Origin of the sequence: Pseudoalteromonas sp. C8 (genome assembly GCF_011378685.1) — a bacterium.
In the GTDB taxonomy this organism is placed as follows: domain Bacteria; phylum Pseudomonadota; class Gammaproteobacteria; order Enterobacterales; family Alteromonadaceae; genus Pseudoalteromonas; species Pseudoalteromonas arctica.
In genome coordinates this window covers 100197-119417 of the sequence record NZ_WTKT01000012.1, presented here as the reverse complement: position 1 = coordinate 119417, position 19221 = coordinate 100197, and the positions used below count along the sequence as shown (strand labels likewise).

Annotated in this window: 17 protein-coding genes; 6 read left to right on the top strand and 11 right to left on the bottom strand. The window is 38.2% G+C overall.

Annotation, left to right across the window (positions count from 1 at the left end):
* Positions 1–41: 41 nt before the first annotated feature.
* The 3 genes from GQR39_RS13040 (at position 42) to GQR39_RS13030 (ending at position 4891) form a co-directional block, all read left to right on the top strand.
* Positions 42–2285 carry a carbohydrate binding family 9 domain-containing protein gene (locus GQR39_RS13040; protein ID WP_165735804.1) on the top strand — a complete coding sequence of 748 codons (2244 nt, stop codon included), beginning with the start codon at positions 42–44 and terminating at the stop codon, positions 2283–2285.
* Positions 2286–2311: 26 nt separating this feature from the next.
* Positions 2312–2770, top strand: coding sequence for an Sbal_3080 family lipoprotein (locus GQR39_RS13035; RefSeq protein WP_165735803.1), 459 nt, complete (start codon positions 2312–2314; stop codon positions 2768–2770).
* A gap of 210 nt (positions 2771–2980) precedes the next feature.
* Positions 2981–4891: a bifunctional diguanylate cyclase/phosphodiesterase gene (locus GQR39_RS13030; protein ID WP_165725461.1), complete on the top strand. Its 1911-nt coding sequence runs from the start codon at positions 2981–2983 to the stop codon at positions 4889–4891.
* Between the two features lie 115 nt (positions 4892–5006).
* On the opposite strand, the gene GQR39_RS13025 is transcribed toward GQR39_RS13030, so the two are convergent.
* The 7 genes from GQR39_RS13025 to GQR39_RS12995 all read right to left on the bottom strand — a co-directional run bounded on the left by GQR39_RS13025 (position 5007) and on the right by GQR39_RS12995 (position 11788).
* Positions 5007–5711, bottom strand: a complete 705-nt coding sequence (locus tag GQR39_RS13025; protein WP_165725462.1) for a TorF family putative porin — start codon at positions 5709–5711, stop codon at positions 5007–5009.
* 9 nt (positions 5712–5720) lie between these two features.
* Positions 5721–6938 carry a BCCT family transporter gene (locus tag GQR39_RS13020; RefSeq protein ID WP_024592192.1) on the bottom strand — a complete coding sequence of 406 codons (1218 nt, stop codon included), beginning with the start codon at positions 6936–6938 and terminating at the stop codon, positions 5721–5723.
* A 158-nt stretch (positions 6939–7096) separates the two neighbouring features.
* Positions 7097–8764, bottom strand: a complete 1668-nt coding sequence (gene betA / locus GQR39_RS13015; RefSeq protein WP_024608401.1) for a choline dehydrogenase — start codon at positions 8762–8764, stop codon at positions 7097–7099.
* An 11-nt stretch (positions 8765–8775) separates the two neighbouring features.
* Positions 8776–10239 (bottom strand): betaine-aldehyde dehydrogenase, encoded by a 1464-nt coding sequence (gene betB / locus GQR39_RS13010; RefSeq protein ID WP_024591762.1) that lies wholly within the window; start codon positions 10237–10239, stop codon positions 8776–8778.
* A 1-nt stretch (position 10240) separates the two neighbouring features.
* Complete coding sequence (betI, locus tag GQR39_RS13005) at positions 10241–10816, bottom strand: transcriptional regulator BetI (RefSeq protein ID WP_197113118.1); 576 nt, start codon at positions 10814–10816, stop codon at positions 10241–10243.
* A gap of 409 nt (positions 10817–11225) precedes the next feature.
* Complete coding sequence (locus GQR39_RS13000) at positions 11226–11531, bottom strand: hypothetical protein (RefSeq protein WP_165735801.1); 306 nt, start codon at positions 11529–11531, stop codon at positions 11226–11228.
* Positions 11531–11788 carry a DUF3081 domain-containing protein gene (locus tag GQR39_RS12995; protein WP_165735800.1) on the bottom strand — a complete coding sequence of 86 codons (258 nt, stop codon included), beginning with the start codon at positions 11786–11788 and terminating at the stop codon, positions 11531–11533. The genes GQR39_RS13000 and GQR39_RS12995 overlap by 1 nt, the downstream gene beginning before the upstream one ends.
* Positions 11789–11934: 146 nt before the next feature.
* Between GQR39_RS12995 and GQR39_RS12990 the strand changes: the two genes are divergently transcribed.
* Complete coding sequence (locus GQR39_RS12990) at positions 11935–13215, top strand: flavohemoglobin expression-modulating QEGLA motif protein (RefSeq protein WP_008169642.1); 1281 nt, start codon at positions 11935–11937, stop codon at positions 13213–13215.
* Positions 13216–13286: 71 nt separating this feature from the next.
* Here the strand turns inward: GQR39_RS12990 and GQR39_RS12985 are convergent, their stop codons facing one another.
* From GQR39_RS12985 to GQR39_RS12970, 4 genes are read right to left on the bottom strand one after another with little or no spacing between them, the layout of a single operon-like run.
* Positions 13287–14090: a DUF1338 domain-containing protein gene (locus tag GQR39_RS12985; RefSeq protein ID WP_165735799.1), complete on the bottom strand. Its 804-nt coding sequence runs from the start codon at positions 14088–14090 to the stop codon at positions 13287–13289.
* 36 nt (positions 14091–14126) lie between these two features.
* A complete protein-coding gene (astD, locus tag GQR39_RS12980) occupies positions 14127–15593 on the bottom strand; it encodes a succinylglutamate-semialdehyde dehydrogenase (RefSeq protein ID WP_165735798.1) in 1467 nt (488 codons plus the stop codon).
* A 7-nt stretch (positions 15594–15600) separates the two neighbouring features.
* Positions 15601–16635 carry an arginine N-succinyltransferase gene (gene astA, locus GQR39_RS12975; protein WP_007580762.1) on the bottom strand — a complete coding sequence of 345 codons (1035 nt, stop codon included), beginning with the start codon at positions 16633–16635 and terminating at the stop codon, positions 15601–15603.
* 50 nt (positions 16636–16685) lie between these two features.
* The gene (locus GQR39_RS12970) at positions 16686–17891 is read right to left on the bottom strand and encodes an aspartate aminotransferase family protein (RefSeq protein WP_121954574.1); all 1206 of its coding nucleotides are present in this window, start codon (positions 17889–17891) and stop codon (positions 16686–16688) included.
* Between the two features lie 194 nt (positions 17892–18085).
* Here GQR39_RS12970 and GQR39_RS12965 point away from each other — a divergent pair, with 194 nt between their 5' ends.
* Together GQR39_RS12965 and GQR39_RS12960 are read left to right on the top strand one after the other, a co-directional pair.
* Positions 18086–18514: an Lrp/AsnC family transcriptional regulator gene (locus GQR39_RS12965; protein WP_002958609.1), complete on the top strand. Its 429-nt coding sequence runs from the start codon at positions 18086–18088 to the stop codon at positions 18512–18514.
* Between the two features lie 277 nt (positions 18515–18791).
* Entirely contained in the window at positions 18792–19166 is a 375-nt protein-coding gene (locus tag GQR39_RS12960; RefSeq protein ID WP_121954573.1) for a hypothetical protein, read from the top strand.
* The last annotated feature ends 55 nt before the right edge of the window (positions 19167–19221 follow it).

The following is a 19221-nucleotide window of genomic DNA, read 5'->3' as shown; positions in this document are numbered from 1 at the left end:
AAGTTATTCCCTATGAGTAATTACAGTCTAAATGGATGTTTATGCAGTACTTTATAACTATAATAAAAAAGTTTACCTTCCTATTTTTAAGTTTCGTTTTATTGCTCTCAAGCCTTGATGTAGCGGCTAGTAAACAGCAAGTATCCTTGTCTCGTATTGATTCAAATATCACTATTGATGGTGTTATGGATGAAGCGCACTGGCAAAATGCGACACGTATACCTCTACTCTACCAAGATGAGCCTAACGAAAAAGGCACACCTCCTGTAAAAACTGATGCCTTTATTTACGAAGATGGCACAAACTTATATGTTGCCTTTATTGCAGAGGATCCAAACCCTGAACAAATTCGTGCATCACTTCGTGACCGCGATACGCTATGGGAAGACGACGTAGTCATTCTTGTTATTGATACATTTAATGATGAACGCAGTGGTTATGAATTTCATGTAAATCCCCTTGGTGCACAAGGCGATATAAGAATGACCGATACCGATGGATGGAGCTCAGATACCTCATGGAATGCTATTTGGGATAGCGCGGGACAAATTAACGAGAAAGGTTACGTTGTTGAAATGCGTATTCCTTTTAAGGCACTGCGCTTTCCTGAAAATAAAAAAGAGCTAACGTGGGGTTTTTCAGTCATGAGAAACTACCAACGTGATGTTTTATATCAGTTATCAAATATGGGGTTTGATAGAAATATAAAATGTAGCCTTTGTCAGTTTGATAAGTTAGTGGGTTTTAGCGATATTGAATCGAGTAAAAATATTCAATTAACACCTACATTGACAGCACTTCGTAACGATAATAAATCTGAATTACCGGGTAACTGGGATAATGGTGATATAGATACCGAAGTGGGCTTAGATTTACGCTGGGGTTTAACCAAGGACGCTGTTTTAAATGCGACTATCAACCCAGATTTTTCGCAAGTAGAAACAGACTCTTTAGAGCTCGATGTAAATACAACCTTTTCTATTTATTATGCTGAAAAGCGTCCTTTCTTTTTAGATGGAGCTTCTTACTTTAAAAGCAGCTTATTTGAGCTTTTATATACACGTACAATTGCAGAGCCTACTTTAGGTGCAAAATTAACGGGTAAAACGGGTGATCATAGTTATGCGTTAATGCTCGCTGATGACGACAATAGTAATATTTTACTGCCAACGAATCAGGGCTCTGGCTTTGCCAGCTTAAACGAAAAAACGAATGCTGCCGCAGGGCGTTATCAATATGACCTAGGTCAGCAGGGTACTATTGGCCTTTCAAGCACGCACAGAGAAAGTGATGACTATCACAACACTGTATTATCAGTGGATGGTAGCTACTGGTTTAATCAATCGGATACTCTTTTGTATCAAGTATCATCTGCTGATACACGTAACTCTGAATTTTTAATTCAAAATTATAACTTATCTGAAACTCAGTCAGATGAAGCATATGCCCTGGAACTTACCCGCGATAAACGTGATTACAAATTATTTGCATCTTATGAAAATATTGGGCAGGACTACCGAACTGATTTAGGTTATCAAGCTAAAGTCGATTATGAAAAAGTAGGCTTTGGTGGCGGACAAACATGGTACAGAGATGAATCTGATTTACTTACCTCATGGTCATACGAAGCTGACTGGGATAAAACGTGGGCGCAAAACGGCGACTTACTTGAAGAAGAATACGAAGGCTTTTTAAGCTTTAAAGGCCAAAAACAATCTATTTTTGAAATTGGTTTAGTGCACCGTTATGAAAACTTTAATGGCAATTTTTACAATCAAAATATTGGTTATATTTACACAGGGTTCAAACCGACTAAAGATTTAAAGCTCACCTTATATACCGAATATGCAAGCCGTATTGACTATACAAATGAACAGCTTGGTGATGTGTTTAACGCTCAAACACAAGTTATATGGGACATTAACGACCATTGGCAGCTCGATGTAAAACATAACTACAGTCAATTAGATAACCCGCAAGGGGATCGCGTATTTACTGCTAACTTGGTCGACTTTAGGCTTCATTATAAATTTAGCATGCGTTCAATTCTTAAATTAATTTTACAATTTGAAGACATTGATAGAGACGAAAACGCCTACTTTTACCAAGTTAGTCAAATCAATAAAGACTTTGGCAGCCAGCTTGTTTACTCATATAAAATTAATGCGCAAACACTGTTTTATTTGGGTTACTCAGATAGAGGTTACCAAGACGATTCTCTTAAAAATATTGAGCGAGATCAGCGTACATTTTTTACAAAAGTTAGCTATGCATGGCAGCTTTAAATATTAAAAATAAAAAAGGAATAAATATGAATACGTTAAAAATAACAGTTGCAGCAGCAATGGTTGCCACCTTGGCCGGTTGTGCTGCAAAGCAAGACATTACTCGATTTGAAACAAACATACCTAAAACAGTATGTATTGCTGAACATAAGGCTGTTAAAGCTGGTGTTATAGATGCAATGAAAAAAGGTTTTGCAAAGCATGATGTTGAAACTCGGGTAATTCCAGCCAATTATGTATTGAAACACCAAGACTACCAGACCGAATTACCAGGTGCAGATACGACAGGATGTAATGCAGTGGTTTACTACGTAGCAAATTGGCGTTGGGATATAGCGCTCTATATGGCATACGCAAATATTTGGATTAAAGACGTTGAAACGAATGAAAAAATAGCACAAGCATCTTATCGCACCGGTGGTGGATTGGATAAGTTTATAGACGCTGAAGAAAAAATTATAGAGCTTATTGACGGTATGTATTAAATTTTAAACAATTAGAACCTTTTTGTTTATTTTTGTTAATCCCACCTATACTATATGCAAGATATAGTTAGTTAATCCATTATTGTTACGATTTTTGTTATGCTAGTGGCTAAGGGTTATATCAATTCTTGCGTAGTTCGAAATGCAGGCGATATAATCCGCTTTTAGTAATAGGTTTGATAGGAGAAGCAAAGTAGATGGATTTTTTTCATGAGTAAACTTAAGCCGCTCGGTTTTATTTTTCTAATCATAATTCTATTTTGTTTTTGTATAAACATAGAGTTAACGAATCAGATTAATCGTATAAATTTATTTAGTACCAGTATTGATATACGAAATTTCGAAATAACGAATACCTCTCTTGATATGGCTCCTTGGTATAATCCGATCTTAAATGGCCATTATATAATTGAGCAGCCCACTGCTGATTTTTTGCTTATTAAAACCACTGACACTCAGTTTGTAGCTGCTGATTCAAGTAAGTTAATTATAATGACACTTGCATCACCTATTAATTTTTTACTTTTATGTATCTTAATATTTGGTTCTGGCCTGTACTTACGCAGAGAGCGTAGAAAGCGCCATTATAAAAATCAAATAGCGGAGCTTAATCTTCAAGCCAATAGCTTACTCACTGCATTTAACTTGCAAGTAAAGCCGGCTGAGAACCCTTTGGGTGTAAGCAGCTTAAGCCAATCAATAAATAGTTTAAATACGCATGTGGCTAATTATGTAAAACAAACTCAAACCAGTATATGCCAAGATAAACTGACGTTATTAATTGACCGCCATGCATATATTGAACATATCGACAGACAAATTAATCATGCTAATCAAGAAGATCTCAAGTGTGCACTCCTGTTTATAGACCTTGATGGTTTTAAACAAGTAAACGATTCGTTTGGTCACAGTTTTGGTGATGAAATATTAGTTCAAGTTGCTAGCCGACTTGCGAATGTTTTACGCCACCATAAATTAAGTAACATAAATAATGCTAACCAATTAGAGCAAAACTTATCAAGGTTAGGAGGGGATGAGTTCTCCATTTTTATAGAATTACTTGATGATAGCGACAGAGTCGTTGAAATTGCTAAGCATGTGCTAAGTGAGCTTGAAAAAGACTTTGTGCTTGGCAATAAAATAGTAAAAATTAGTGCCAGTATTGGTATTGCGGCTTACCCAGAAAGTGCATCAACGCCTCAAGCGCTTTTACAATTAGCCGATGTAGCTATGTATAGAGCTAAAAGTGATGGTAAGGGAATATTTAAAGTTTACTCGCCAGAAATGGGTAACAAAATGCGCCGTTACCATTATTTACTTGAAGAGCTGCGTTTAGCGGTTGCGTGTAAAGATTTTTACTTATCTTTTCAGCCAATTGTGCATGTTGAAGATTGTATGATTGATTATTTCGAAGCGCTTACACGCTGGGACCACCCAGTTGAGGGTATGATCCCTCCTTCAGAGTTTATTCCGATAGCAGAAGAGTCTAATTTAATATTAGAGCTTGGCGATTGGATTATGCTTGAATCGTGTCGGCAAATGGCTGCTTGGCACAATGCAGGTATGCGCAAAGTAAAAATATCAGTAAATGTTTCGGGCATTCAATTAAAGCACCGTGACATTTATGATTGGGTAATGAAGAAGCTCAAAAAAACCGGCTTACCGGCGACGTCTTTGATGCTAGAAATTACCGAATCAACTTTCATTAAAGCCAGTCCAAGAATTATTAAAGAGCTAAGTAGGCTAAGAGAAGAGGGGATTACTATTGCTATTGATGACTTTGGCACAGGTTTTAGCTCGTTGAGCACATTAGCAGATTTACCAATTGATGTTATTAAAATTGATCGCTCTTTTATAGCTCAAGCTAATAAAAGCCAAAAATATAATGATATATTAAATACAATTAGTGAGCTTGGACAAAAGCTTGGCCTTAAAATTGTAGCTGAAGGCGTTGAAGAAATAGGGCAGTTTGAACTTGTTAAAAAAATGGGTGTGAGTTCTGTTCAGGGTTATTTAGTAAGTCGACCTGAGTCATCAGCTAATGTAGGTAATAAAGTATTACGCAATAACACCAGTAACCTTTCAGCATCGGGTACAAGTGCGTGGGATATTGTTAGTTAGTTAGTTAGTTAGTTAGTTAGTTAGTTAGTTAGTTAGTTAGTTAGTTAGTCAGTTTACAAATAAAAATGCCACTCTAAGTAGAGTGGCATTTTTTGTTTAATCAGTAATTATTGTATTAAAGATCAAATGTGCGTGAAATAGCAAGTACAATACGCTCATCAGCATAATCGTAATCTAAGCTTGTGTTTTCAGCAGCTACTTCAATACCAAAACCTTCGTAGCTTGTTTGATATGCTAGACGGTAGTGATAATACGATTTGTCTCCCTTAGCTTGATCCCACTCAAACTTATCACCATCAAGTGAGTTTGAAATATCAAAGCTTGCACGTAGTGCATGATTAGGAGCTAGCTCATAAGTGTGAGCGATCATCGAAATAACGTGGCCTGTATCGTAACCAAAGTAATCCCAGCTGTACCAAAAGTTAAGCTCAGTTTGGCCGTATTCACTTGCATAACCAAATTTAGTGTAAGCTTCAGCGTAGTTACCATCGCTGTTATTACCTTGATAAGTGTAATAAGCGATACCGTAATCAACGCTAAATTGCTCATCAAGTTGTACATATTTACCTACGTAAGCATCAAGTTCAAAATCAGTATCGTCACCAAAATCTACGTTTGAAGCCCATGCACCGGCGTAAACACCGCTATCAAAGGCATAGTCTAAGCTGCCTTGAATTGCAGGATCGCTATCTGTTTGTGTTACACCATTAAAAGTGTAGTCAGACGCTGCAGTGATTGTTGTTGACCAATCAGCAGCTGCGGTTGTTGATAAAACTGCAAATGGTAGTGCTACTACAAGTTGTTTTAGTTTGTTATTCATTATTAATCCCTAGTGTACTGTGTCTATTTTTGTGTAATCAATTTCGTTTGCTTTTGGTGAGCTGTCTATGTTTGTAACTGTTTTAAACTTGCTGTATCCGATAAAACCAGCACAGATAAAGAACAATCCAATAACCAATGCGCCTACCCACTGAATTTGTAAAAATTCTAATTTAAACAATAGTGTAAGTAACGATAAAGCGACAACATTTCCGATCATGTATTTCATTTTGCCAAAACGCTTTACGGTAAAGTTTAGGTTATCTGTATATAAACGCACTAACGAATCGAGTGAGTTAATTACAAATACAATACCTACAAATACCATTGCAAAGTTTTTAATGCCTTGAGTTGGAATGCCGGCTTCATGGTAGTGATAAAGTACGCTAAACCAAATCGCAATAGGAATAGAAGGGAAAATCAACATAGCACCTAATACTTGGTATGTTTTAAGTCCACCAACAAAGCGTGATGTAAATTGACCAATCATTATGCTCCACGCAAACCACCAGAATAAGTAGAACTCATGGTAATCATTAAGCGGTAAAACAAATTCATTAATGTTCGCAAAGTAAGTACCAATAGAGCCTAAGTTATCTGTAAATGCTGACATTTGACTATCACCAATCACAAATGCGCCAGCCCACATAAAGGCGATTAAAGCTAAAAATAACCAGGTAGTAGAAATACTTAAAATACGTACATATTTAATATCAGTACTTGAGTACACAGCAAAACAGATAGCAGCAAACACAATTAAGTAAAACTCAGAAACTATACTTGTTCCATCACCTAATTCGGGTAAATACCACGGTAGGTTTGTAAGCAGCAAATAAGCGGTAAATGCACATGTACCAATAATTACAACGTTATTGATAAATTTAACCCAAGGAATTTCGAAAAATTTCACTTTAGGTTCTATTACACAGAAATAAAAGCACGTAAGAAAGTAAAATCCCCAGATCAAAAATCCCCAGTAGCCAAACTCAATAGCCAGTGGATTTGCAAACGCGTATTCTGGGCTTGCTTTTATGTCTGCATAACCTGCAAACTCAGTTAAAGGAAACATGATAAGGCCAACATCTAGGCCAGAAGTAAATAGTATTGCTATAAACGTAAAGGTTCGAACTGGTGTTACACCTACTACGCGAACATTACCCCATTTAATTAAAATAGTGATAATGGCAAGTAAGGTAAAAATGATCCCTGCATTAAGCCAAATAGTCATTGTTACCCTCCAGTAATGAATAAAAATAATTCATAAGCACTCCGTATTTTATTGTTTTATTCTCGCATTAACACAACGTAACCTATTTACATCGTGTGCCACTGCAAGGCACGCATTGGTTTAGCCCGACGAGACTAAACCTAAGCATGTGGCTAAAGTTAGATCTCCGTACTACGTTGTGTTTCTTGCCAGTTTTTTGTTATGGCAACATTCACATCCGATTTCTGTAATGGGTCTTTACCTAAAATTATGTCAGCTGCTTTTTCGGCAACCATAATAGTAGGAGCATTCAAGTTTCCGTTAGGAACAGTTGGGAATATAGATGAGTCAACAACACGTAGTCCTTCAATACCATGTACTTGCGTATTTGAGTTAACAACGGCCATATCATCTTCACCCATTTTACATGAGCAAGAAGGGTGGTAGGCACTTTCTACGGCTTGGCGTACAAAGGCATCTATTTCTTCATCTGTTTGAATATGTTTACCGGGTTGAATTTCTTCATCGCGGTATTCATCAAAGGCACTTTGTTCGATTATGTCGCGTGTTAAGCGAACGCACGCTCTAAAACCTTCAATATCGTCTTGGTGTTCAAGGTAATTAAATAAAATGGTTGGTGGTTGCTCAGGATTCGCAGAAGCAATAGTGACACTACCGCGACTTTTTGGTTTGTTATGACCAACATGTACCTGAAAACCATGACCTGCAAATGCACTTCTACCATCGTAACGCATAGCCGCTGGTAAAAAGTGATACTGAATATCTGGCCATTCAACACCTGGTTTTGAGCGAATAAACGCACACGATTCAAAATGATTCGTTGCACCTAAACCCGAACGCGTTAATAACCAGCGCGCGCCAATCAATCCTTTTGAAACAATGCCTAGTTTGCCGTTAAGCGTGATAGGTTGCTTACACTTGTATTGAAAGTAAAACTCAAGATGATCTTGTAAGTTTTGACCAACACCAGGTAAATGATGCTGTACTTCAACGCCTGCTTTTTCAAGCGCTTGAGTATCACCAATACCAGAGAGTTGTAAAATATGTGGAGAGCCAATTGGCCCTGCACTTAGTACAACGTCTTTTGCAGCATGTGCAGTTTTAACGTCGCCATTTACTTTGTATTCAATGCCAGTGGCTTTTTTGCCATCTAAAATCACGCGTTGTGCTAATGCACCTGTAATAATTGTTAAATTACTACGCGATTTAACAGGGTCTAAATACTCACGAGAAGCAGAGCTGCGCACGCCGTCTTTTACGGTCATGTGCATTGGGCCAAAACCCTCTTGCTGTGACGCATTATAATCATCTGTAGAAGCATAACCGGCTTGTACACCTGCTTTGATAAAGGTGCGGTAAAGCGGGTTTTTCATTTCGTTGCCGTTATTAACGCCAAGCGGGCCTTTGCCACCACGGTAAGTATTTTCACCAAGGTAAAAGCTTTCTGCTTTTTGAAAATACGGTAAACACGATTGGTAATCCCAGCCGTTTGCACCGTGTTGCTGCCATTCGTCAAAATCTTTTGCGTGGCCACGTACATATACCATGCCATTAATAGATGACGAGCCGCCTAATACTTTGCCTCGAGGACAATGCATCTCACGGTTATCTAAATGAGGCTCAGGCTGCGTATGAAACTGCCATGCGTATTTGTCACTATTCATAGGAATAGATAACGCGGTTGGCATTTTTATAAAAATACTTTTATCGCTACCGCCAGTTTCAAGTAGTAATACGCGGTTGCTTGAATCTTCAGATAAACGGTTTGCTAAAACACAACCCGCCGAACCCGCGCCAACAATAATATAGTCGTAATGATTACTCATAGTAAGGCGCCTTAAAATGGGCTTTCTATGTCGGCCATACCAACATAAATAGACTTAGTTTGCGTGTATTGATCAAGAGTTTGTATACCATTTTCACGGCCAATACCCGATTGCTTATAACCGCCAACTGGCATTTCAGCAGGTGAGTTACCGTATGCATTAATCCAACAAATACCGGCTTGTAACTTATGAATCACGCGGTGCGCACGTTTAATATCGCTAGTAAATACGCCTGCAGCTAAGCCTAGGTGAGTCCCGTTAGCGCGTGCAATAACATCGTCTTCGTCGTCAAAAACAAGCACGCTCATTACAGGGCCAAATATTTCTTCTTTAACGATAGTCATATCGTCATTACAATCAATAAACACAGTCGGTGCTACAAAATAGCCATTAGGTGCAGATTTAGGTGAAAGCGTTGTACCACCGGTTAATAGCGTTGCACCTTCTTCAATACCTTTATTAACGTAGCTCATTACTAGTTCTTGGTGCTTTTTAGAAATAAGTGCGCCAAAGTTAGTATTTAAATCTTGTGGGTCGCCAGCAATAATGTTTTTCTCAGTGCGCGCTTTAAGCTCATCAATAAACTGCTGATATACATTTTTATGAACGTAAATACGTGTACAGTTAGTACAAATTTCGCCTTGCGTATAAAAGTTACCTAACATAGCAGCGCTAACTGCTTGCTCAATGTTGGCATCATCAAATACTAATAATGGAGATTTACCACCAAGTTCCATCGTGACATCTTTTAAAGTACCGGCAGCACTTGCCACTACTTTTTTACCTGTGCCTACTTCACCCGTAAACGATACTTTATCAATATCGCTATGCTGTGTTAGCCACTGGCCTACATCGCCCGCGCCTTGAACAACATTAAACACACCTGCAGGTACGCCAGCTTCAACAAAGACTTCTGCAAGTTTAAGTGCGCCCAGTGGTGTTTCTTCTGATGGTTTAAATATAAATGCATTACCAGCTGCAAGGGCAGGGCCCGACTTCCAACATGCAATTTGTAGTGGGTAGTTCCATGCACCAATACCCGCACAAATACCTAATGGCTCTTTACGTGTGTAGTAAAAATCATCACCAACCATTTGTTGTTGGCCTACTTGTGCTGGCGCGAGGCCTGCAAAGTATTCAATTACATCAGCGCCGGTTTCAATATCAACACAATTTGCTTCTTGCATTGGTTTACCGGTGTCGAGTACTTCTACAAGTGCCAGCTCATCGTTGCGCTCGCGTAAAATAGCCACTGCTTTTAATAAAATGCGACTACGTTCAATGGGTGTCATTGCTGACCACTGAGCAAAACCTTGCTTTGCACTGGCAATGGCTGCGTTTTGAATAAATTCGTCGGCAATTTCTACTGCGTAAATAACCTCGCCCGTTGCTGGGTTTGTTACATCAAATGTTTTGCCGTTCTGGTTTGCAAGAAAATGGCCGTTAATAAAATTTTGATAGACAGGTGTAGTCACGCTAGGCTCCATATTGCTTGATAAGTGAAAGTACATAGCTTTTTGCTAACTTTTCACTGTGTTTAAACTGATTATTGTCTGATTTACTCAGTACTGCTCTTAACCATAGGCCATCGATCATTGCGGCGCTAAGTTCTGCAGCTTGCTTTGCTTGCTCAATAGGCATTAATTGCTTAAAAGAAAATGCTAAATTACTTTGCAAGCGTTTACTGTTTACGTTTTGTAGTCTGTGTAATTCTTCATCATGCATCGATTGCGCCCAAAAACTTAACCACGTTCGGGTTGTATCATTACGCTGTTGTACAAGCGCAAAGTTGGCTTCGATAATAATCATTAAACGTTCAATGGCATTCGTTTGGTTATTTACTTTACTTATCAAGCCTTGTTTTAAGCTTGATAATAAGTATCTAACAGTGGCTTCAATTAACCCCTGCTTACCACCAAAATAATGACTAATAATGCCTGACGATAAACCGGCATTTTTACTAATGCTGTTTATAGTTGTGCCTTGTAGTCCATTAGTTGCAACTGACTCTATAGTCGCGTCAATTAGCTGCTGACGTCTGACAGGTTCCATTCCGACTTTAGGCATAATTTTTATTAATTGAACGTTCAATAAACATAAGCTTAAGGTAATAGCTCTAACAATTCAAGGCTGAAGTAAATATCTAGATGCCAAAATGTAGATTAATCATTAATAAAAGCGCAACTAATGCGATAAAGAAGATAAGGTTTTACTTTGTTTTATTTTATTTAAAACAAAGGCTTGTGAATTTTATTTTGAAATTAAATAATAGTAATGATTTGTTTACAGCAATAAATGAATAAAATGTTCAATAATCATTAGTGCAGTAATAGTTAGAGTACTAATAGTATTAATTTAATACAAAAGCGCACTAAACCTGCAATTGCTTAGTGCTCTAATAAAATTATATAGAGAGTAAACTTTGTGGTTTTATCGTTTTAAAGTGCTTGGTTTTGAAAGGTCAGGCATTATTAATAACGCCTTTAAAAAGTAGGGGGTAACGTCTTAGTCTATTGCCAATATAGTCATCAGCTAAAATTTGCTGGCAAATAAAGTCTATATCTTTGCTTGCTTCAAAAACCCAATCAAAGCGCTCTATAGCCAGTAAAAAACCACGCTTTAAATGAGTTTGAGCACGGTATTGTTCTAAATTGTCTTGAATAATTGAGACTTTGCTTGGAGCAGCTTTAAGCTCTTCTACTACTTGGTTTATAAAAGTAGTATTGAGCTTACTGGTAGGGCGGTGTCTACGTTTTCGTGGGTGCATTAGCTCTCGTTTGCAATGTTATATAATTTTTTCAAGAAGTCGTCTTTATGCTTTTCATGTTCGTAGTCAAGGTGGTAAGTATTATGAAAACCAAAGCGCAGTTCTACGCCGCTACCTTGTAAGTATATGGTGTAACCATCTACGTCTGAATAAGCAGTAACACCTTGATAATGCTTGCCTTCATCAGTCATTTCACCTTTTTGAATTATACGTTCATATACGGCTAAAATCTGTTTATTGTCGATTTCGTTTTTCATGTTTTATGCCCTTCGTTTAGTAACTCATACGATACAGATATGAGGGTCGATCAGCCTAAAAACAATAGCTAAAAAAGTGTGATATTACTTTGTAATTTCGCTTTTTTAAATTATGCTCAAAACTCATTTATTGTTGAGCTTAGAGCATGATAGACAAGGCGTTACTACTAAAAACTCGTGAGTTATCGGATCAATTAATTGCATTGCAAACGCCAATTAGGATACTCGATGCTATTAATTGGGATAAACAAACTAAAGAGGAGTTTTTTAGACAGAAATGTCAAAAAAACCCACTCATCGATCGTGCATATTATCAACAGCGCGACCTTGGTTTTGTACCTAGCGAGTTACGCCAAGCATTTTCTACTTTGCACCGTAACATTATTAACCAATTGGGGCAGTTAAATCCGATTGCTCAATATATGGGAAAAATGTGCACCGAGTATAAAACGGTATTAAGTATGCTTGAATATCGTGGTACGCCAGAGTTTCATGACTTATCGGTGGAGTTATTTGGTCACCCTAAAGACTTATTCCATGCTGGTGAGCCCTCACTTTCTGAGCTAGCTAATATGCTAGATAAACCGCTGCAAAATTTACTTATAGCCGACATACTGCCTGACGACCCTAAAAATATTGATGCTGTTGATGCTGTGCGTATTTTGTCTGAGCAAGTAAATGCCAGTATGGCAGGCATAAATGTAGAGGTAATGCTTAGCGATGGTATTGTCAGTGATGCAGCCGCAGGTGCTAATAATATAAAGCTTAATCAAGATGTTAAGTTTTCTCAGCGTGAACTTGATATATTGGAAGTTCACGAAGGGTGGATACACGTAGGTACCACTCAAAATGGTTTAGCACAGCCGTATTTAACATGTTTGAGTAAAGGCACGCCTAGCTCAACTATTACCCAAGAAGGCTTAGCAGTACTTACCGAAATTATTACTTTAAAATCGACTCCAAGGCGTTTATCTAAATTAGTTAACCGTATTCAAGCGGTTACAAAGGTAATAGATGGCGCTGAGTTTGTAGACATTTACCGTGATTACGTAGCGCAAGGTTTATCAAAAGATGACAGCTACACACTCGCGCAGCGTGTATTTAGAGGAAGTACGCCAACAGGTTTGCCTTTTACAAAAGATATTGCTTACATTAAAGGCTTTGTACTAGTTTATAACTTAATACGCGTTGCAATACAGCTTGGTCGAATCGATAGACTCCCTTTATTACTGGTAGGTAAAATATCAATAGATGACTTTAGATTAATATCGCAGCTTCATGATTTAGGTGTAATAGAGAGTCCACAATTTGTGCCACCACACTTTAAAGACTTACGCGGTTTGGCAACTTGGTTGAGCTTTGGCCGCTTTATTGGCGATTTATCGTTTGAAAAGTTAGAAAACGATTATAAACCGTTATTTTTATAATTAATCAACATAACTTACCGACATAAAAAAAGCCCATAACGGGCTTTTTAAATAAAGTACTTTAAATGTAATTATCGAGCGTTGGTGCTTTCAAATATTTTGTCAGCTGAGGCTGCAACAAAACCAGTATAAAGCTCACCGTCGGCTTTAGGGTAACGAATAGCAAACTCATAAAAACAGCTAGGGATGCTCATATCACCGTCACTAAAGGTAACAGAGTATTCATCAGCAAGTGTTGACGATTGCTCTAGTAACACCTCTGGTGAGCCTTTAACTTCGCCGCCTGACGTATTAAGCGAAAAGCCAGCGTCTTTAAGGGCTTGGTTAACATCATGAATGTTATTAAACTTAGCAAGCGTATTAATATTTACAGTAAAGTGGTTAGCACGGTAACCCCACGCCGACATCCATGCTGCATATTCGCTTTCAGCTAGCAGTTGTTTATAAGTATCAGTGCTTACTTGCCAATGCGTGCCTGAATACAAAAAGTTATCAGCTGTTACTGCGCTTTCGTCAATTTGGCTTACCATATTGGTTACGATGGCTTGTAACTCAGGCGAGCATTTTTCTACTAGTAGCTCAGAAATAAACACTTTTGGCTGATTAGGATCGCTATGCTCGTAGTGTTTTGCGTAAAGCTTTTTAGCTTCAAAATGGTACTCACCACATTCTTTGTAACCAATAGCTAAAAAATGAGCTGCGAGCTTTTCAAGACCTACTTTTTCAATATTAAACGTACGCAGCGCAATATGATCGTTAATAATGTCATCTTTTTGCGTTGACCCTAAAAGGTCATGAATTTTGTCTGCCGATGGTGTTACGTTTAAGTAGTTTTTCCAAAGGCTCTCAAATAATGTGTTTACATCAGTATGCATGTTAAATCCTTAAATCTAAAATTTTGGTTTTATTGCTTATTCAATTATCAAGCCTGGCGCTAGGGTTTGCGGTAAACTCACTTTGTCTGACTCAACAGATGCTACAGGGTATGCGCAATAATCGGCGGCATAATAGGCACTTGCTCTGTGATTACCACTGGCGCCTATGCCGCCAAATGGAGCTGCGCTAGAGGCACCCGTAATAGGGCGGTTCCAGTTAACAATCCCTGCACGAATGCGCTTTAAGAAGTGAGTGTAGTCATCTTCACTGTCGCTAAGTAAACCTGCAGATAAGCCAAAGCTTGTGTTGTTAGCTTCAATAATTGCGCTGTCAAAGTCGTTGTAACGATACACTTTAATAAGCGGTCCAAAATGTTCTTCATCTGGCATGTCGGTAATGTTTGTTACATCAACAATACCCGGGCTTACAAAACCGGTGCCTGATTTTAATTGCTTAAGTTCAACAAGGATTTGCGCGCCTTTTGACACTAATTCACTTTGCGCAGCGACCATGCCTAATGCTGCTTTTTCGCTTATCATTGCACCCATAAAAGGCTGCTCTGTAGCAAAACTGTCGTCTACAACTATGTTTTTAGTCGCGCTTATTAGCTTTTCTAAAATAGCATCGCCATTGAGCGATTTTTCAATAAATAAGCGGCGTGCACACGTACAGCGCTGACCTGAGGTAATAAAGCCTGATTGAATAATATCGTGCACAGCAGCGCTTACATCACTCACATCTTTTACAATAAGAGGATTATTACCGCCCATTTCAAGTGCTAAAATTTTGCCAGGGTGTCCTGCAAATTGCTTATGTAGTAAGTGACCTGTGTTTGAGCTACCGGTAAAAAACAATCCATCTATATCTTTATGAGAAGCAAGCGCTTTGCCTGTTTCAATTTCACCTTGGACAAGGTTAATAACACCCGCTGGCAAGCCCGCTTTTAGCCAAAGTGAGAGGGTGAATTCTGCAACGTGCGGTGTCAGTTCTGATGGCTTAAATATCACGGTGTTGCCTGCTAAAATTGCAGGAACAATATGCCCGTTTGGTAAATGCCCCGGAAAGTTATACGGGCCAAAAATAGCCACAACGCCATGCGGTTTGTGTCTAATAAACGCTTTTGCACCTGGCATTGGGTTTTCGGTTGCACCGGTACGCTCATGGTATGCTTTTACAGATATAGCTACTTTGCCTGTCATTGCGCCCACTTCGGTGCGGGTTTCCCATAATGGCTTACCTGTTTCGCGTGCAATTATGGTCGCAAATTCTTCACTGTGTTCTTTTAATTGAGCTGCGAAGTTTTCTAAAATGGCTATACGCTCTTCAAGCGGCTTATCTGCCCATTGTACCTGTGCTGCTCTGGCTGCTTTTATAGCTGAATCTACTTGATCAGCGTTTGCGCCATTACCTTGCCATACCACATCGCCATTACTTGGATTGATTGACTCAAATGCTGGACCAAGGCCCACATGCCACTGGTTATTAATTAGGTGTGTATTCATAAATAATTTACAGGCGGAAAAATCGCGCTGCATCTCCTTGACTTAAATTAAGTGCTTTAGCCACATCTTGGCTAATGACGAGAGTATGTTTTGCATGATTGTAATGTGCGTCTTTGGTAAATGTTGCTCTAAAGCCACTTACGCCTTGATTACATACAGCCAGCGTATCAGAGCTATTTTGTGATATGTGATCAAGCTCACCAATAGTAATAGGGCAAACTTGAGAGTCACGAATGCTGCGAATATTACCAAGCTTTGCTTCAACCGTTGGACCTGCGTCAAATAAGTCAACGTAGCCTCTGTGCTCAAAACCTTCTTTTTCTAATAATTTTAGCGCAGGTTTTGTTTTTTCATGCACATGCCCAATAACTGCTTGGGCTTTCTTGCTAAGCAAGTTCACATAAATAGGGTATTTAGGCATTAACTCGCTAATAAATACCTTATCGCCTAAGCCAACTAAGTGATCCGCTTCTGGAAATTCAATACTAAAAAAGTGCTCTTGCAGCCATTGCCAAAAAGGAGAATGGCCGTCTTCGTCGCTAACACCGCGCATTTCTGCGATAACAGTATCGGCAAAACGCTCGCTATGCTGAGCCATAAACAAAAAGCGTGAACGTGATAAAAATCGACCTGTTAAACCTTTACGGCTATTTTCGCGCAAAAATAATGTACATATTTCAGAGCAACCTGTGTAGTCGTTACACATGCTCAAAATATCAACGGTGTTATATACATTTAAAGTAGGCGAGTGGTGTACTGTTTTACCTAAATGATAATGATATAAAGGCACCGATAAACCTACTGCGGCTTCTATAGCGGTTGTGCCAATAACGTCACCTGTTTCACTGTCCTCTAAAACAAATAAATAGCTTTCATCAAGTGGCTGGTTAATGTTTTTGGCAAAGCTTTTTTCAGCACGTTCAATTTTTTCTTTAAGCTGTGCATCGTCCACAGGTAAAGAGGTAAACCCATGACCGGATTCAATCGCTATTTGTTTAAGCGCGTCAAAATCATTGGCAGTAATAGGACGTAATACTTGCATTTATTGCTTGCTCCAATAGCACGCCTGTAGGCGTGCTAATTTAAACTATATTAACCGTTTACTACATCGCTAACGGCTTTTTCAAAGCGCGCTAAGCCTTCTTTAATATCTTCGAACGGAATAACTAAAGACGGTGTAAAGCGAATTACATTCATGCCAGCTACAAGGTTCATTAAACCATTATTAGCACTTGCTACTAAAAAGTCGCGTGCACGTCCTTCAAATTTGTCATTTAGTACTGCGCCAATTAATAAGCCTTTACCACGTACTTCGCTAAATACGTTGTATTTTTCGTTAATTGCGTTTAATCCGTCACGGAATAATTGCTCGCGCTCTTTAACACCGTTTAGTACGTCTGGTGTATTTACTGTATCAAATGCCGCTTCAGCAACAGCACAAGCAAGTGCGTTTCCGCCATAAGTAGAACCGTGAGTACCAATTTTTAAATGCTCAGCAATTGGTGTACGAGTGATCATAGCGCCAATTGGAAAACCACCGCCTAATGCTTTTGCCGTTGTTAAAATGTCAGGAACAACACCTAAACCTTCATAAGCGTATAAATCGCCTGTGCGACCAACACCCGTTTGTACTTCATCAAAAATAAGTAACGCGTTGTGTTTAGTACACAGCTCACGTACTTTTTTAGCAAAATCATCTGTTGGTGAAATAATACCGCCTTCACCTTGTAATGGTTCCATCATAACAGCACATGTTTTATCGCTGATCAGTGCTTCAAATGCTGCTATATCGTTAAAATCACAATGTACTATGTCAGCAGGTTTAGGACCAAAGCCGTCAGAATATGCAGCTTGCCCGCCCACAGTTACTGTAAAAAATGTGCGACCATGAAAACCTTTATTAAATGCAATAATTTGCGTTTTTTCAGCGCCATATACGTCCAGTGCATAACGACGCGCTAGCTTAAGGGCTGCTTCGTTTGCTTCTGCGCCTGAGTTTGCAAAGTAAACTTTATCAGCGAATGTTGCTTCAACCATTTTTTGAGCTAAACGAAGTGCTGGCTCATTAGTCATAACATTCGATAAATGCCAAATTTTTTCGCCTTGCTCTTTTAATGCTTTAACTAATGCAGGATGACAGTGACCCAAACAGTTAACGGCAATACCACCAGCAAAATCGATAAACTCGTTATCATTTTGATCCCAAACGCGTGAACCTTCACCACGAACTGGAATGATTGCTGATGGATTATAGTTTGGTACCATTACGTCGTTAAATAAGTCTCTTGTTACTTGCATTTTTACACCTAAATTTAATGGGCTTAGATAAAAGATTAGTTGCTAACTCAAAGAAGAATATAGCCTTTATTCTTCAGCAAACACGTTATTATTTCTTGTAGAGGTCATTATCGAAGGTTAGCTGTTAAAATTGCAGTGCTATTTTGTGAAAAATGATTAAAATAAAAGTCAAAATAACGAAGAAAATAACCATTATGATAACCCCACAAGATGAAAAGCTACTTTCTGTACTAAAAACAAACGCTAGAGCGAGTATTTCTGATCTTGCTCGCATGCTTGACTTATCTCGTTCAACGGTACAAAGCCGTATGCTCAAACTAGAAGAAACGGGTGTAATTAAAGGCTATAGCGTTGATTATGGTGACGACTACCTCAGTAAAATGGTATCAGCTCATGTGTCTATAAAAGTAAGACAAAAACTAACAACTAAAACAAATATTGAGCTTAAGCAAATTGATGCAATTTCGCAGCTCTATGCCATAAGTGGTGAGTTTGATTTAATTGCTGTAGTACAGGCTCAAAATTTAGAGCAGCTTAGCCATTTACTAGACGATATAGGAAATTTGGATGGAGTAGAGCGCACAACATCTTCTGTTATTTTAGAAACTAAATTTAAGCGTTAATCGCCATTTAAGCCCTGAATTGTTTAATACTGTTTATATATTAGAAATGACTATAAACATTACTAAATAACGTGTAGTAAATAGTTTATAAATTCTTGATTTATTTATCTTGCATGCTAAAATTAAGAATAGTTGGTAATTGCGTTTTTAGTAATTACATAACAAGGATTTATTTGCTACTTACATGGATGTAGAGAGTCTCCCTCCCTCGTACTTATGTAAAAAATCGAACTATTTTATAAACAATGCAATACTAATTATTGTGTTAAGGGTAATTATGAAAACGGTTTTTACAGTGATATTATCAATCATACTTATAGGCTATTATTTAACTGCCAAAGCTAGTCATTTTTCGTCAAAGAAGAATACAGAAGTTAATACGTATAGTGATATCTATTTTAAACTCGAAACATCCTCAGTAAATATCAATGAAATAATTGCTGGCGCTACAGATTTTGCTTTAACTATGTGCGCAGATAAAGCCTATCAGGAAGCTTTAGGTAATACTGTTGCTAGCTGCAATTCTCAATTTGAAGAATCTAAAAATGTTTGCTCAAAGCATATTATGAAGAATGCTAAGCAGCACTATACAGACAAAGCTACAGTAACACTGCTAACAGAACGGTTTATTAAGTGTGTAAGCGCTGCATAGCTAGGAAATTAGAGCTGTTACCTAATAATTACAGCAAATAATGCAATTTTAATCT